The organism is Citrobacter sp. CK198, from assembly GCF_030333295.1.
Classification (GTDB): Bacteria; Pseudomonadota; Gammaproteobacteria; order Enterobacterales; family Enterobacteriaceae; genus Citrobacter_B; species Citrobacter_B koseri.
The window spans coordinates 406,931-422,757 of the sequence record NZ_JAOWGE010000034.1; the positions used below are offsets into that span (position 1 = coordinate 406,931).

At 52.8% G+C, this 15,827-nt stretch carries 13 protein-coding genes; 6 read left to right on the forward strand and 7 right to left on the reverse strand.

Annotated elements, in window-relative coordinates; genetic code table 11:
* The first annotated feature begins 84 nt into the window (after positions 1-84).
* A complete protein-coding gene (locus OGY62_RS16975; RefSeq protein WP_115609094.1) occupies positions 85-1,335 on the forward strand; it encodes a NupC/NupG family nucleoside CNT transporter in 1,251 nt (416 codons plus the stop codon).
* A gap of 205 nt (positions 1,336-1,540) precedes the next feature.
* On the opposite strand, the gene OGY62_RS16980 is transcribed toward OGY62_RS16975, so the two are convergent.
* The 3 genes from OGY62_RS16980 to OGY62_RS16990 all read right to left on the reverse strand — a co-directional run bounded on the left by OGY62_RS16980 (position 1,541) and on the right by OGY62_RS16990 (position 4,660).
* On the reverse strand, positions 1,541-2,635 hold the full coding sequence (locus tag OGY62_RS16980; protein WP_286460366.1) for a sugar kinase: 1,095 nt from the start codon (positions 2,633-2,635) through the stop codon (positions 1,541-1,543).
* A 2-nt stretch (positions 2,636-2,637) separates the two neighbouring features.
* Positions 2,638-3,495, reverse strand: coding sequence for a deoxyribonuclease IV (gene nfo, locus OGY62_RS16985; protein ID WP_012131603.1), 858 nt, complete (start codon positions 3,493-3,495; stop codon positions 2,638-2,640).
* 115 nt (positions 3,496-3,610) lie between these two features.
* Positions 3,611-4,660, reverse strand: coding sequence for a YeiH family protein (locus tag OGY62_RS16990; protein ID WP_286460317.1), 1,050 nt, complete (start codon positions 4,658-4,660; stop codon positions 3,611-3,613).
* 119 nt (positions 4,661-4,779) lie between these two features.
* On the opposite strand from OGY62_RS16990, the gene yieE reads away from it, so the two are divergent.
* On the forward strand, positions 4,780-5,643 hold the full coding sequence (gene yieE / locus OGY62_RS16995; protein WP_012131605.1) for a DNA-binding transcriptional regulator YeiE: 864 nt from the start codon (positions 4,780-4,782) through the stop codon (positions 5,641-5,643).
* Between the two features lie 259 nt (positions 5,644-5,902).
* The gene (gene lysP / locus OGY62_RS17000; RefSeq protein ID WP_012131607.1) at positions 5,903-7,372 is read left to right on the forward strand and encodes a lysine-specific permease; all 1,470 of its coding nucleotides are present in this window, start codon (positions 5,903-5,905) and stop codon (positions 7,370-7,372) included.
* 95 nt (positions 7,373-7,467) lie between these two features.
* On the opposite strand, the gene OGY62_RS17005 is transcribed toward lysP, so the two are convergent.
* The 3 genes from OGY62_RS17005 to serB all read right to left on the reverse strand — a co-directional run bounded on the left by OGY62_RS17005 (position 7,468) and on the right by serB (position 12,007).
* Positions 7,468-9,453: a ligand-gated channel protein gene (locus OGY62_RS17005; protein ID WP_024130173.1), complete on the reverse strand. Its 1,986-nt coding sequence runs from the start codon at positions 9,451-9,453 to the stop codon at positions 7,468-7,470.
* Between the two features lie 311 nt (positions 9,454-9,764).
* On the reverse strand, positions 9,765-11,087 hold the full coding sequence (locus OGY62_RS17010; protein ID WP_012131609.1) for an MFS transporter: 1,323 nt from the start codon (positions 11,085-11,087) through the stop codon (positions 9,765-9,767).
* Between the two features lie 32 nt (positions 11,088-11,119).
* Positions 11,120-12,007 (reverse strand): phosphoserine phosphatase SerB, encoded by an 888-nt coding sequence (gene serB, locus OGY62_RS17015; protein WP_286460367.1) that lies wholly within the window; start codon positions 12,005-12,007, stop codon positions 11,120-11,122.
* A 216-nt stretch (positions 12,008-12,223) separates the two neighbouring features.
* Here serB and OGY62_RS17020 point away from each other — a divergent pair, with 216 nt between their 5' ends.
* Complete coding sequence (locus tag OGY62_RS17020) at positions 12,224-13,591, forward strand: L-serine ammonia-lyase (protein ID WP_072025320.1); 1,368 nt, start codon at positions 12,224-12,226, stop codon at positions 13,589-13,591.
* A gap of 4 nt (positions 13,592-13,595) precedes the next feature.
* Positions 13,596-13,973, forward strand: a complete 378-nt coding sequence (locus OGY62_RS17025; RefSeq protein WP_024130176.1) for a helix-turn-helix transcriptional regulator — start codon at positions 13,596-13,598, stop codon at positions 13,971-13,973.
* On the opposite strand, the gene fghA is transcribed toward OGY62_RS17025, so the two are convergent.
* Positions 13,974-14,810 (reverse strand): S-formylglutathione hydrolase, encoded by an 837-nt coding sequence (gene fghA, locus OGY62_RS17030; RefSeq protein WP_286460318.1) that lies wholly within the window; start codon positions 14,808-14,810, stop codon positions 13,974-13,976.
* A 337-nt stretch (positions 14,811-15,147) separates the two neighbouring features.
* Between fghA and folE the strand changes: the two genes are divergently transcribed.
* Positions 15,148-15,816: a GTP cyclohydrolase I FolE gene (folE, locus tag OGY62_RS17035; protein WP_012131616.1), complete on the forward strand. Its 669-nt coding sequence runs from the start codon at positions 15,148-15,150 to the stop codon at positions 15,814-15,816.
* The last annotated feature ends 11 nt before the right edge of the window (positions 15,817-15,827 follow it).

The window sequence follows — 15,827 nt, forward strand, 5'->3', positions numbered from 1 at the left end:
AAAACGCACGGGCAGAGAGCGGTCGCCCGCGATATCAAAACCTGGCTTTCACGCCGGGTTTCCTGGCATGAAGGGAAAATCATTATGGATATAATGAGAAGTGTTGTGGGTATGGTGGTACTACTGGCAATCGCATTTCTGCTGTCAGTGAATAAAAAACGTATCAGCCTGCGTACCGTTGGCGCGGCGCTGGTGCTGCAAATCGCCATCGGTGGGATCATGCTTTATTTCCCGCCGGGGAAATGGCTGGTGGAGCAGGCCGCGCTTGGCGTCCACAAGGTGATGTCCTACAGCGACGCGGGTAGCGCATTTATCTTTGGCTCATTAGTAGGGCCAAAAATGGATGTGCTGTTTGACGGCGCCGGGTTTATCTTCGCCTTTCGCGTGTTGCCTGCCATCATCTTTGTGACTGCGCTGATCAGCTTGCTTTACTACATTGGCGTGATGGGACTGCTGATCCGTATCCTCGGCGGTATTTTCCAGAAAGCGCTGAACATCAGCAAGATCGAGTCGTTTGTTGCGGTCACTACCATTTTCCTCGGGCAAAACGAGATCCCGGCGATTGTTAAGCCGTTTATCGACCGTCTAAATCGTAATGAGCTGTTTACCGCTATTTGTAGCGGCATGGCCTCAATCGCCGGTTCGATGATGATCGGCTATGCCGGAATGGGGGTGCCGATTGATTATCTGCTGGCAGCGTCCTTAATGGCGATCCCTGGCGGCATTCTGTTTGCCCGTATGCTGAGCCCGGCGACGGAAGAGTCTAAAGTGACGTTTGAAAACCTGTCATTTACCGAAACGCCGCCAAAAAGCATCATCGAAGCGGCGGCCAGCGGCGCGATGACCGGGCTGAAAATCGCCGCCGGTGTGGCGACGGTGGTGATGGCGTTTGTGGCCATTATCGCGCTGATTAACGGCATCATCGGCGGCGTTGGCGGCTGGTTCGGCTTTGGTCACGCCACCCTTGAAGGGATCTTCGGCTGGGTTTTAGCGCCGCTGGCCTGGATTATGGGCGTGGACTGGAGCGATGCGACGCTTGCCGGTAGCCTGATTGGGCAAAAACTGGCGATTAACGAGTTTGTCGCTTATCTCAACTTCTCACCGTATCTGCAAGCTGCCGGTACGCTGGATGTGAAGACGATAGCGATCATCTCCTTCGCGTTGTGTGGCTTTGCCAACTTTGGTTCGATTGGCGTGGTGGTGGGTGCGTTTTCTGCGATTGCGCCGCATCGTGCGCCGGAAATCGCCCAGCTAGGTTTACGGGCGCTGGCGGCGGCAACGCTCTCTAACCTGATGAGCGCCACTATCGCGGGGTTCTTTATCGGGCTGGCGTAGTTGTAGTAGACGATTTTGCCGGATGGCGGCTTTGCCTTATCCGGCCTACAGTAACGCACTCCGTAGGCCTGATAAGCGTAGCGCCATCAGGTATATCCGACCCACAGTAACGCACTCCGTAGGCCTGATAAGCGTAGTGCCATCAGGCATATCCGACCCACAGTGACGCACTCCGTAGGCCTGATAAGCGCAGCGCCATCAGGCATTATGCCAGGGTTGTTTTTAGCAGATAAAGCGCGTTATCGGCGGAGAGGGTGGGGTTGTTAATACTGATGCTGGCGCGCGATAACGCCGCGCAGGCCATCGCGAAATTCGCGCTATCGCGAAAATCACTTCCCTCCAGAAAGCTGTAGAGCAACCCGGCCATAAAGCCATCATCCGCGCCGAAGCTGTCCACGCGGGTGTGAGACGGCGGGGTGAGTAAAAACTGCTCGCCGTTTTTCTCGCTACAAAAGACCGCTTCATCTTCCAGGCAAACGAAGATTCGCTGTACGCCTTGCTGATGCAGGTCATTGACGGCCTGTACACGGTCGGCATCGGAACGCACCGCTTTTCCCCACAGAATCTCCAGCTCTTTTTGCGTGGGTTTTAACGTATGAATGCGTGAATACCAGGTCCTGATTTTTTCCGCTTTGAACTCTGAAACGGTATCAATAAAGACCGGGATTTCATTCGCAATGGTAAAGACCCATTCGATGGCTTCCGGCGTCAGGTTGCAGTCCGCCAGCACCACGCCAGCGTGACGGATCAGATCCCGCGAGCTATTCAGCAACTGCGGCGTCAGCTGTTGCAGAATGTGGGTGTCGTTAATCGCCAGCACCGTCTCTTCCTGCTGGTTGGCGATGGACAGATAGGTTGAAGTGTTATGCCCATGCAGGCGGATACAGCTGGAGATGTTCACGCCAGCCTGACGAGTCTGCTCCAGCAGCGTTTCACCATAAAAATCGCTACCGACCGCAGAGAGCAAATGCACATCGCGACCCAGCAGCGCCAGATTATGCGCAATATTGCGCCCCACGCCGCCAGCAGAACAGCGAATGCTGCCAGGGTTGGAAGCCGCCTGCGGATAATGGATATCCGCCACGCCGCGAATATCCATATTGATCGCCCCGACCACCACGCAATACTCCTGCTCGGTGAGGATATAGCCTTTGCCTTTGATCATCCCTTTACGCATCAGGTCCATAATATGGGCCGCCACGCGTGAGCGACTGATCTGCAAAATATCAGCGATTTCATTTTGCTGAATGAGCGGATTGCGGCGCAGGATCTTGAGGATCTGCTTTTCCCTGTTGTTCATCATTACGCAACCACCTTTGCCGTTTGCTGCGCTTTCAGCCAGGCGATCTCTTCTGCCCAGATATCCGGGTTGATGGTTTCCAGAATCAGCGGAATACCGTCAAAACGATCGTCCTGCATAATCCAGCGAAATGCATCATGACCAATGTTGCCTTCGCCCAAACTGTGGTGACGGTCAACGCGGCTGCCAAAGGCACTTTTCGCGTCGTTCAGGTGCATGCCGCGCAGGTATGTAAAGCCCACAACACGCTCAAAATCGGCGAATGTTTTTTCACATTCGTCGGTGGTACGCAGATCGTAACCGGCCGCGAACGCGTGACAGGTATCAATACAGACGCCCACGCGGGACTTATCGTCCACGCCGTCGATGATGGCGGCGAGATGCTCAAACCTGAATCCCAGATTGCTCCCCTGCCCCGCAGTGTTTTCAATGACTGCCGTGACCCCTTGGGTTTTCTCAAGGGCAATGTTGATCGACTCTGCAATTCGCGCCAGACATTCCTCTTCCGGGATTTGCTGTAAATGGCTACCCGGGTGGAAATTGAGCAGCGATAGCCCCAGTTGCTCACAACGCTGCATTTCATCAATAAACGCATCGCGCGATTTTTCCAGCGCTTCGCTGACAGGGTGCCCGAGGTTGATCAGATAGCTGTCGTGGGGAAGGATCTGCGCAGGCGAATAGTGGTATTTCTCGCAGGCGGCCTTAAAGTCATCAATGATTTGGGCAGTGAGCGGCGCGGCGCGCCATTGACGCTGATTTTTCGTGAACAGCGCAAATGCGGTTGCGTCAATTTCTGCGGCGCGAATTGCAGCGTTGGCTAACCCGCCAGCGGCGCTGACATGCGCTCCGATATATTTCATGGAAGACTCCTGTTAAACCCGCTATACACGTTATTCTTCAGGTTTGAATAATGTCGTGTATTCGAAAAAAATACTCTCCAATGATAGCGGGTTAACAGGGGCAAAATGTAGTGCTTTATGCGATAAGATGGTGAATCAGTACGTTAATCACGCCGCCGCCAACAATCAGCCAGACAAACAGCACCAGCGCCATCAGTAACGGTTTCGCCCCGGCTTTCTTCAGCGCGCTGACGTGCGTTGTAAGACCCAGCGCGGCCATTGCCATCGCCAGCAGAACCGTATCCAGCGTAATCAACATGTTTACCACCGCCTGCGGCAGCAGATGGAACGAGTTAACGATTGCCACTACGATGAACAGCACCGCAAACCACGGGATGGTGATTTTGCTTTTCTCCGCGCCCGTCGCCGGAGAAAGTTGTTTCACGCGGGCGGCCAGCAGAATCAGAAACGGCGCCAGCATCATTACGCGTAGCATTTTGGCAATCACCGCGGCGTTTTCCGCGTCCGGGTTAATGGCGTGCCCGGCGGCAACGACCTGGGCTACTTCATGCATAGTCGAACCAATATAGATGCCGTAGGTTTCCGGGCTGAACCAGTGCGCCAGCAGCGGATACATTGCCGGGTAGAGGAAGATTGCCAGCGTACCGAAAATCACCACCGTCGCGACGGCCACCGTAACTTTACTGGCCTCCGCTTTAACGACGGGCTCCGTTGCCAGCACTGCCGCCGCTCCGCAAATGCTGCTTCCGGCGCCAATCAGCCAACTGGTGTGCTTGTCCAGACCAAACACTTTCTGCCCGAGGAAACAGGCGAGTAAAAAAGTGCTGGAGAGCGTCAGTACATCAATCACAACCCCGCTGACGCCCACGTCTGCAATCTGTGAGAAGGTGAGGCGAAAACCGTAGAGAATGATCCCCAGGCGTAATAGATGTTGTTTAGCGAACAGCACGCCGCCGTCACAGCTTTTCCAGATTTGCGGATACACCGTATTGCCGATGACCATTCCCAGTAAGATGGCTAAGGTGAGGGCGCTGAACCCGGCTCCCGCGACGGCAGGAATAGATCCACCCCACAGGGCGGCCCCTGTGATAACTGCGCTCAGGGCAAGCCCCGGTATAAAATGCCACACTGTACGATGGTGATTCTGTAAGGTGAGTTCTGTCATAACCTTCTCCTCTATATGGGTAAAATGTTATGGCGAACTGGTTTAAAAATAAAATTGATTATATATTTATAATTAATCTTTATAAGTGGTAAGCGACGGCCTGCCAGTGGAAAACAACAATGCATATCACGCTACGACAACTAGAAGTTTTTACTGAGGTGCTAAAAAGCGGCTCGACGACCCAGGCATCTGTCATGCTGTCGCTGTCGCAGTCGGCCGTAAGCGCGGCATTGACCGATCTGGAAGGTCAGCTTGGCGTACAGCTATTTGACCGCGTTGGAAAACGGCTGGTGGTCAATGAACACGGGCGCTTGCTGTACCCGCGCGCGCTGGCGCTGCTGGAGCAGGCTGTCGAAATTGAGCAACTGTTTCGGGAAGACAACGGCGCAATCCGCGTTTATGCCAGTAGCACCATCGGTAATTACATCCTGCCTGCGGTAATTGCCCGTTACAGGAAGGACTTTCCCGATCTGCCGCTGGAACTTAGCGTGGGCAACAGCCAGGATGTCATTACGGCGGTGCTTGATTTTCGGGTAGATATCGGCCTGATTGAAGGCCCGTGCCACAATACTGAGATTATTTCTGAGCCGTGGCTGGACGATGAGCTGGTGGTGTTTGCCGCACCGTCCTCGCCGTTGGCGCAAGGGCCGGTAACGCTTGAACAACTTGCTGCCGCGCCCTGGATACTGCGCGAGCGTGGTTCCGGTACGCGTGAGATTGTCGACTACCTGTTGCTTTCGCACTTGCCAAAATTCGAAATGGCGATGGAGTTGGGTAACTCCGAAGCGATCAAACACGCCGTGCGTCATGGTCTGGGCATCAGTTGCCTGTCGCGGCGGGTTATTGAGGAACAGCTTCAGGCGGGAACGTTGAGTGAAATCGCGGTGCCTTTGCCGCGCCTGGTGCGAACCCTGTGGCGAATCCACCATCGCCAGAAACACCTTTCCAATGCCTTACAGCGTTTTCTGCGCTACTGCGAATAAGCGTCCTTTGCCGGATGGCGGCGTAAACGCCTTATCCGGCCTACAAACTCGACGCTTTATCCGGCCTACAAATGTCGATCCTGTAGGCCTGATAAGCGTAGCGCCATCAGGCGAATGTCTTAACGTCTATCCGATCTACACTTTACTTATAATCCGCGGCCAGTCATGAAGGTCTCTTATAACTGCGCATTTGTGCCGGAAGGATGGCGTTTCGTCTGCTACAATCGCGCCTCATTTTTTGGATGGATAGCATTTTCACATGGTTTCCGAAACTAAAACCACAGAAGCGCCCGCGTTACGTCGCGAATTAAAGGCGCGTCACCTGACAATGATCGCCATTGGCGGTTCCATCGGTACGGGTCTTTTCGTTGCATCTGGTGCAACCATTTCTGCGGCGGGTCCAGGCGGCGCGCTGTTTTCTTATATCCTGATCGGTCTGATGGTCTACTTCCTGATGACCAGTCTCGGCGAACTGGCGGCGTATATGCCGGTATCCGGTTCATTTGCGACTTACGGTCAGAACTATGTTGAAGAAGGCTTTGGCTTCGCGCTTGGCTGGAACTACTGGTACAACTGGGCGGTGACCATCGCCGTAGACCTCGTGGCCGCACAGCTGGTGATGAACTGGTGGTTCCCGGATACGCCGGGTTGGATCTGGAGTGCGCTGTTCCTCGGCGTGATCTTCCTGCTGAACTACATCTCGGTCAGAGGCTTTGGCGAAGCAGAATACTGGTTCTCGCTGATCAAAGTGGCGACCGTCATTATCTTTATCATCGTGGGCGTCATGATGATCGTCGGCATCTTCAAAGGGGCGCAGCCAGTGGGCTGGAGCAACTGGACGACCGGCGATGCGCCGTTTGCCGGGGGTTTTGCGGCGATGATTGGCGTGGCGATGATCGTCGGCTTCTCCTTCCAGGGGACGGAACTGATTGGTATCGCGGCGGGTGAGTCTGAAGATCCAGAGAAAAACATTCCGCGCGCGGTGCGTCAGGTATTCTGGCGTATCCTGCTGTTCTATGTGTTCGCGATCCTGATTATCAGCCTGATTATCCCGTATACCGACCCGAGCCTGCTGCGTAACGATGTGAAAGACATTAGCGTCAGCCCGTTCACTCTGGTGTTCCAGCATGCGGGTCTGCTTTCCGCTGCGGCGGTAATGAACGCGGTTATCCTGACGGCGGTGCTGTCGGCGGGTAACTCCGGGATGTACGCGTCTACCCGTATGCTCTACACCCTGGCCTGTGACGGTAAAGCGCCGCGTATTTTCGCGCAGCTGTCACGCGGCGGCGTTCCGCGTAACGCGCTGTATGCGACGACGGTAATCGCGGGGCTTTGCTTCCTGACGTCGATGTTTGGCAACCAGACGGTATACCTGTGGCTGCTGAATACCTCCGGGATGACGGGCTTTATCGCCTGGCTGGGGATTGCCATCAGCCATTATCGTTTCCGCCGTGGCTATGTGTTGCAGGGTAACGATGTGAAAGATCTGCCGTATCGTTCTGGATTCTTCCCGCTGGGGCCGATCTTTGCGTTTGTGCTGTGTCTGACCATCACGCTGGGTCAGAACTATGAAGCCTTCCTGAAAGACACCATTGACTGGGGCGGCGTAGCGGCAACCTATATCGGGATTCCGCTGTTCCTGGCTATCTGGTTTGGCTACAAGCTGACAAAGGGAACGCACTTTGTTCGCTACAGTGAAATGCACTTCCCGGAGCGTGTGAAGAAATAACCTGTAGGCCGGATAAGGCGTTTACGCCGCCATCCGGCAGGTAAAATAAAAAAGCCCCGGCATTCATCATGCCGGGGCTTTTTGTTGTACTGAACTTAGAAGTTATAAGTCAGGCCAACCGTGTAACGACGACCGTCGAGAATGGTATCGTAAGTCTCGTAATCGATCTGTTTGTCCAGAACGTTATAGACGCCCGCAGTTAACAGCAGATTTTTGTACGCGTAATAACGCACACCAACATCAACCTGCGTATAAGACGGCGTTCCCTGGGCCATTGAAGTACGGCTCAGGTATTCGGAGGTCTTGCCGCGGAAGTTCAGACGGCTCCAGAAGCCAACATCCTGCGTTGCCTGCCAGTCCAGCGTGGTGTTGAACATATGCTTCGGCATTTTATTCAACGGCTTGCCAGAGAACTGGCCGCTTTTCTGCTCAGATTCGGTATAGGTGTAGTTCGCCGTCCAGTTGAGATCGCGGGTGATCTTCCAGCCAAAGGTGGACTCCACGCCGCGCATGTTGGCTTTATCAACGTTGACGCGATCGCTGACAAAGTCGTATTTCTCACCACCAATAGTACAGGCCGGATCTGAACTGCTGTTGCAGCGGCGCACTTCAGTTATCTTATCTTTGAAGTCGGTATTGAACAGCGTCACGCCAGCGTTAAGGTTATCTCCGTTATCCCACAGCAGGCCCAACTCTTCGCTCAGGCTCTTTTCTGGTTTCAGGTCTGCGTTACCGACAATAATACCGTTCAGACGACCGCCGCCGGTAATCTGTCCCCAGGTTGGGGAGGACTGGCGCAGATCCGGTGCGCGGTAGCCCGCAGAGACGCCGCCTTTTAAGGTCCACTGATCGGTAAGATGCCATACGCCATAGCCACGCGGCGTCCAGTTGTCGCCATAGTTTTCATCTTTATCCATACGGATACCGCCGGTCAGCGTAAAGCTGTCGGTCATCGCCCACTCATCTTCAGCAAACAGCGCCCAGCTCCAGCGGGTCAGCTTGTTCACGTCTTCGTAGGCTTTTAACTGGTTGCCGTTATCGCTCAGTTTCTCGTAACGATACTGCCCACCTAATGTCAGGGTATGCGCGCCGAGGAAGATCTGGTTCTGGTTATTAAAGATGGTGTTGTAAGACTTCATCTGGCGACCGGGGTTGTTGGTCTCTTCCTGCTGAATGTAGCTGGTGGTGTTGAAGTCGTCGTAATAACCGCTGTGGGTTAAGGAATAGGTGGTGTGCTCATAGCGGTTTTCGCTTTTGCTGTTTGGCTTACAGCTACCGTTGCGGCAGCTTTCTTCTGCCATTGACTTGCCTGGCGTACTGTCGCGATCCTGCAATTCACGCGCGATGTCGAAGTCAAAATCGTTTTTATCATCCGGCGTAAAGTTTAGCGTTAAAGCCCCGTTGCGCAGGCGCTGCTCGTTGTAGCCATTGACGATTTTGTCTTCCGCACGGCGAGAGAGCAGCCCGGTCACTTTCGCTCCCAGCAATCCGTCAATCAGCGGGCCGGACGCATAAGCGTTGGTCTGGTACAAATCACCGGAGTCCCTGTCTTCCTGGAAGGTGGCGTCGCCATGCAGGGAGCCGGTCCAGCCTTTCGTGTTGGACACTTTTTTGGTGATCACGTTAATGACGCCACCCATCGCATCTGAACCGTAAAGCGATGACATTGGCCCGCGAATAACTTCAATACGCTCGATCGATTCCAGCGGCGGCAGCCAGCCTTGCTCGATCCCGGAATTATCGCTGTTCGGACGCGTGCCGCGCGTGCTGATGCGCTTACCGTTGACCAGGAACAGCGTGTATTGCGAAGCCATCCCGCGGATGCTGATATCGCTACTGCTGCCGCCGCCGGTAACGACGACTCCGGGCACATCTTTCAGCGCATCGGTGACATCGCGATAGGCTTTGTCTTCGATCTGCTGTTTGGTGATAACGGAGATAGACGCGGGGGCGTTCTGGATTTTCTGCTCAAATCCCGTGGCGGTAACAACGACGGTGTCCTGATCGGCAGCATAGACGAGCGATGGGAGACACGCTGCGCATACTGCGGCAGCGATAGCCTTAACGTGAGGTATGGTCATTTTTGTCATTCCATTAAATGAGTAAAACTGCGAGCCATGAAAAAAGGCCATGACAACGGTATGTATTTGTCTTTTAAGTACTCTTTGCGGTGAATAAGCGGGACGAATTGTACAAAAGAATGAATATTTGTAAACACAAATGATAATTGAAATCATTTGTGTTTAATTGTTTTTCACGGAAAGGGATTTCAAATCAATAAGATGGCGGATCGTAAATGTGAGGAAATTTTGAAGAAAAAATGGAGAAATGAAGGATGAAAAGGAGGGCAGATACCCTCCGTTGTTACGTTATGGCAATAGATTATCGTTTTTTACAGACGATGGAGACGAGAAAGTAGCGCCAGGGAGAGCGTGGTTAATAAAATAGCGATGAAGGCGTAAATATAGACGCCAGACCATTCCCAGCTATTTTTCACCAGAATGACCGGTACGCCGGCCATTGCCGCGCCAACATAACTGAATAATCCCCGGAAACCGGTAATAGAACCCGCAGCATCTTTGTGAGTAACGTCCAGGCAGCCGACGGCAAAAAGCATATGCGGCCCGTACAGTGCAAATCCCATGATGGTGAAAAGTACGGCGGTGATGGTGTAAGAGGTATCCTGCACCAGTGGGATAAGCACGATGCATACGCAGAGCATTAAGGCGAAGATTAACCCCGTCATCCAGCGGTTGCTTTTAAACATAAAGTCTGACAAATATCCGGCCAGCAGTCCCCCTGCCAGCCCGCCAGCTTCGAACCACGAGATAATGGAGTTTGCTTTAATCAGGCTCCAGCCGTGTACCTGCGAGTAATAGATTTGCGGCCAGTCATTGAGAATAGTGCGCGCAATATACACGGACATATCGCCTACGATGATGATCCATACCAGTGGGTTGGTCAGAATGTATTTAACGAACACCTGCCAGAAGCTCAGATTGACCGGGCTGGCTTTTACCTGTGCAAGCTCGGTAGGGTCGTTACGCCATTCGCCGACATTGGGTAGCCCGAGGGTGCCGGGACGATCCTGAATCGTAAACAGCGCGACAACCCCCATCAGAAGGGAAATGACTCCAGGGACATAGAAGCCCATTTTCCAGCTGCCGCTAAAGGCAATGGCGAAGCTGGTGAGCAGCGGGGCAAGGCTGCCGCCAATGTTATGCGCTGCTTCAACGATTGCCCACCAGCGCCCGCGTTCGTTTTTTGAGAACCAGGAGGCCATAATTTTCGCCATTGGCGGGAAGCTGGTGCCCTGGAGAATCGCATTGAGGCTGTACAATACGTAGAACGCCGCGACGCTATCGGAAAAGCCAAAGAGAATATTGACGATGCCGACGCCAATCAGCACCGGGCCGGTCATGGCTTTAGGGTTAATTTTATCAACCAGCATGCCGCCAACAAACTTCATGGAACCATAAAGAATGTAAAAAATGGAGGACATGATGGCGAAATCTTCTGCGGTTAGCGACGTATCCGCCAGCATGGCTGGCATCGCAGCAGAAAAGTTTTTACGGGTCAGATAGAATACGGCATAAGAGATAAATACCGAGGTGATGATCTCTGTGCGAAATTTTTTATAAGTATGATCAATCTCTTTTTTCGCGTTCATAACAGGCCGATCGGCCTGACTGAAAATAAATGCTTTTATGTTCATCGTGAGTTTCCCTTCCGGCGACGGAAATGTGGTTATAATTCATCTTCAATAAAGAACAGAAGTGATTCGAATCCATGAAAATTAATCTGATGATGGATTGTTTCTCTGACAACGGGTTTTGCCCGCCACGCGATACCGGTTCCCGCGTACGTTAGCATCGGCAGATCGTTTGCGCCGTCGCCGCAGGCAATAATGTTGTGTACAGCGAGGTTGAGTTGTGTTGCCAGCGCAGAGAGCTTTTGCCGCTTTTTCCCGGCATTCATGATCGGGAAGGTAATATTGTCCGTCAGGACGTTATCTTTTATTTCAACCGTGTTGGAAAAGGCGTAGTCGAGCTGATACTTTTCTTTCAGCCGTTGAGTGAAAATATCCAGACCACCGGAAATAATGGCCGTTTTAAACCCTTTGTTTTTCAGTACCGGCAACATAGCGGCAAGGCCGGGGGAAATCGTCATTCGATCGCAAACGGCATTGAGGACATCACAGTGCGTGCCTTTTAACATGCGAATACGGCGGGTAAAACTGGTGTCGAAATCTACTTTCCCTTCCATCGCCTGTTGGGTCATCTCCGCGATTTGCGCAGAGATGCCAAGCGTGTGAGCGATTTCATCCACGCCTTCCTCTTCAACAAACGTTGAGTCCATATCAAATGCAATCAGTCCCTTTGTGGGGATGCTCTGAGGTTTGACAAAAAAATCAAACTGCAATTGCAGTGATGCAGCGCGTAATTTCTGATAAATAGCCTGCGTCAGTATTTCATCGGGTAGCGTAAGTTTTAAATAATCCTTATTGATTAATGCCAGATGCCGACGCTCTAATAAATAATGACATTGTATTGCGTGAGAACGAAGAAAATCATTATATAACCACGCCTGAAGTTGCTCTGTGTTTGTTGATGTGACGAAGTAAGTTATTGCCATCATGTTGCTCCTTTACATTGCGCTTTATTATAATGGGCGGCGTTTGTTTCTTGTGCGTCGTGCTATCACAGATATGAATGTTAAAGAAAAGATAAAATGGTATTGTTTTTAATACCTGATAATGAATAAGCATGAAAAGTATCATTTTTAATATGTTGATTACGGTATATTATCGCCATCCCACCCTGCGCTTTTTTTAGGAATACATATATAAAAATGGAAAGTTGCGTTGATATATTCAAAATTGTGATAGGTCCATCCAGTTCAAGAACCGTGGGGCCAATGCGTGCGGCTTGCAATTTCATTTCGCAGCTAAAACGGCAGGATACGCTGCCGTTACTCAGGAATATTGAAATTGAATTGTTTGGCGCATTATCGTTAAGCCGTAAATGCCACAATGTTGATGCCGCGCTTTATCTGGGGTTGCTGGGAAATCAGCCGGAGAAGGTGGATTTACGTATGCAACTGACCGCCATCAGGCGTGCGGAAAATGACGGTATGCTTGACGTGCCAGCCCCGGCGAACAGCACGGTGACAGTGGCGGTGAAAATTATTGCGAATCACCATGCGCATCCTGGACATCCTTATGCGATGACCTTTCGCGCCAAAGATGATTACTTTACGTTATACGAGGAGACGTGGTTTTCGACCGGCGCCGGGCAGGTACGAAAATACGGTGAGTCTGCGCCCGTGGCGACAGATCAGACACGCGCCTCTCCCTTTGCCTTTCGCAACGCCGCGCAGTTGCAGACGCTGTGCCAACGAAACGGGCTTTCCGTTGCGGCGCTGATGATGAAAAATGAGCTGAACAGCCATTCTCAGCCCTCATTACAGCGCTATTTAACGCAGGTCTGGGAGGTTATGAAGCAGGCCGTCCACCGTGGCCTGCATACCGAAGGGCTGCTTCCCGGCCCTTATCAGATCCCGCGTCGGGCCTGCGCATTGCATAAATCGTTGTGTATGAAGCCTTCGGCAGCGGATTTTCTGACGACCCTGAACTGGGTTAACGTGTTTGCTATTGCCGTGAGTGAAGAGAATGCGGCAGGCGGGCAGATTGTCACGGCGCCGACGAATGGCGCAAGCGGCATTATTCCGGCGGTATTGAGCTGGTACGATAAGTTTGTTTGTCCGCTGGACGCGGGTGCCATCACCCGTTTTTTTCTTACGGCAGGTGCCGTCGCGCTGTTGTTTAAACAGAATGCGTCGATTTTAGGATCGGAAGTGGGATGCCAGGGGGAGATCGGCGTCGCATGTTCGATGGCGGCGGCAGGGCTGGCGGAGCTGATGGGCGCATCCGTCGGGCAGGTATTAAGCGCTGCGGAAATTGCGATGGAGCACCATCTGGGGTTGACCTGCGATCCGGTTGGCGGGCAGGTGCAAATTCCCTGTATAGAAAGAAACGCCATCTCTGCCGTAAAAGCCATTAATGCGGCGACGATGGCGATGAGCCGCATCAGCGAGCCCTGTATTTCTCTGGATGAAATTATTGCCGCCATGTATGAAACCGGCAAAGACATGAGCGCAAAATATCGCGAGACTTACCACGGATGCCTCGGAAAAATTCAGCCAAGAAAAAGGTGCTAGTACATTGAAATACCAAACAATGAATAATGACGAGATCGTCTGGTCGCTCTGCGCGCGTATCAAGGAAACGCGGATTTCCCTGTCTATGACGCAACAGCAGCTTGCCGATCGCGCGCAGGTAGGCATCGCGACGATCAAGCGTATTGAGAAAGGCGCTGGCCTGAACCTCGATACGCTGATTTCTCTCCTGCGCGCGCTTGATAAACTGCACAATCTGGATGCGATTTTGTTTGAATCAGAAATGCGCAATTTTAGCGAGAGCGAGAGTGCCGGGCGACTTCAGATTCGCCAGCAGGTTGCTGATTTAAACCGGAAATCGTCTGCGCCGCAAGCCGATGACAATAACGATATTGCGGCGCTGGAAAAAGCCGTTTACTGGTGATCAGCTCAGCAGATGCTGTGCATGGAAGCGCAGATGATCCTCAATAAACGAGGCGATAAAGTAATAACTGTGGTCGTAGCCCGGTTGAATACGTAACGTCATCGGCCAGTCCTTCTGGCGCGCGGCTTCGGCCAGTACCGCCGGTTGTAGCTGATCGGCGAGGAACTGATCGTTATCGCCTTGATCAATCAGCGTTGGAATGGCGTGTTCCGGCTGGCTGGCGAGCATCAGCGCGCAACTGTCCCATTCAGCCCAGGCCGATCTCTCTTCCCCCAGATAGGCCGTAAACGCTTTTTCTCCCCACGGTACGCGGCACGGATTCACGATGGGCGCAAAGGCGGAAACGCTGGTGTATTTCCCCGGATTCTTCAGCGCCATGATCAATGCGCCGTGTCCTCCCATTGAATGTCCGCTGATCGCGCAACGTTCACCCACGTTAAACTGCGACTGGATCAGCGCCGGGAGTTCATCGCGCAGGTAGTCGTACATGCGGAAATGCGCGGCCCAGGGCTGCTGCGTCGCGTTGAGATAGAATCCCGCGCCTTTACCTAAATCATAACCTTCGTCATCGGCGACCTGTTCGCCGCGCGGACTGGTGTCCGGCATCACCAGCACAATGCCCAGTTTAGCGGCAATGCGTTGCGCACCGGCTTTGGTGGTGAAGTTTTCATCATTACAGGTTAACCCTGACAGCCAGTACAGCACCGGAGGCGGCGTTGTACTGCGGGGCGGCGGGAGAAAGATGCTGAATGTCATGGCGCAATTCAGCGTGGTGGAGTCGTGTCGCCAGCGTTGCTGCCAGCCTTCAAAACAACGGTGCTCTTCGAGCATATCCATGCGTGGCTCCTTTTGTGTTGAACCTGAATGAGTCGTGCAATTTCCCCATAATACAGATTATTCATTGCGCTGTGAGTAACTTTCACTTCCGCATTTATCTAACATGCTTCATCATCTACACAACTTTACATTAACACCTGGCGTCATGGCCCGTCAGATTTAGCGCGCGGAACCGCCGTGGGGAATCCGGGACATGAAAGGCAGCGGCGATTTCAATAATTATCGTTGTGAATACTGGATTATGTGCGCCGCCTCACGCACAATAAACGGGCTGCCAACAGCCTAAAAACTTTGCCCCACGCAGGGCAGAGGCGCCACACCTGCAGGAGAAGAATAAATGTCATCACTCAGTAAAGAAGCGGCCCTGGTTCATGAAGCGCTGGTTGCGCGTGGTCTGGAAACGCCGCTGCGCCCGCCCGTGCATGAGATGGATAACGAAACGCGCAAACGTCTTATTTCGGGGCATATGACCGAGATTATGCAGTTGCTGAATCTCGACTTGAGCGATGACAGTCTGATGGAAACGCCGCATCGCATCGCCAAAATGTATGTCGATGAGATTTTCTCCGGCCTTGATTACGCCAATTTCCCGAAGATCACCGTGATTGAAAACAAGATGAAAGTGGATGAAATGGTGACGGTGCGCGATATCACGCTTACCAGCACCTGCGAACACCATTTCGTCACGATCGACGGGAAAGCGACGGTGGCCTATATCCCGAAAGATTCGGTGATTGGCCTGTCGAAGATTAACCGTATTGTGCAGTTTTTTGCGCAGCGCCCGCAGGTTCAGGAGCGTCTGACCCAACAGATTCTGACCGCGCTGCAAACGCTGCTTGGCACCAATAACGTCGCGGTCTCAATCGACGCTGTGCATTACTGCGTGAAAGCGCGCGGCATTCGCGATGCGACCAGCGCCACCACCACGACTTCCCTCGGCGGATTGTTTAAATCCAGCCAGAACACGCGCCAGGAGTTCCTGCGCGCCGTGCGTCACCACAACTGATCAGGGCAGGG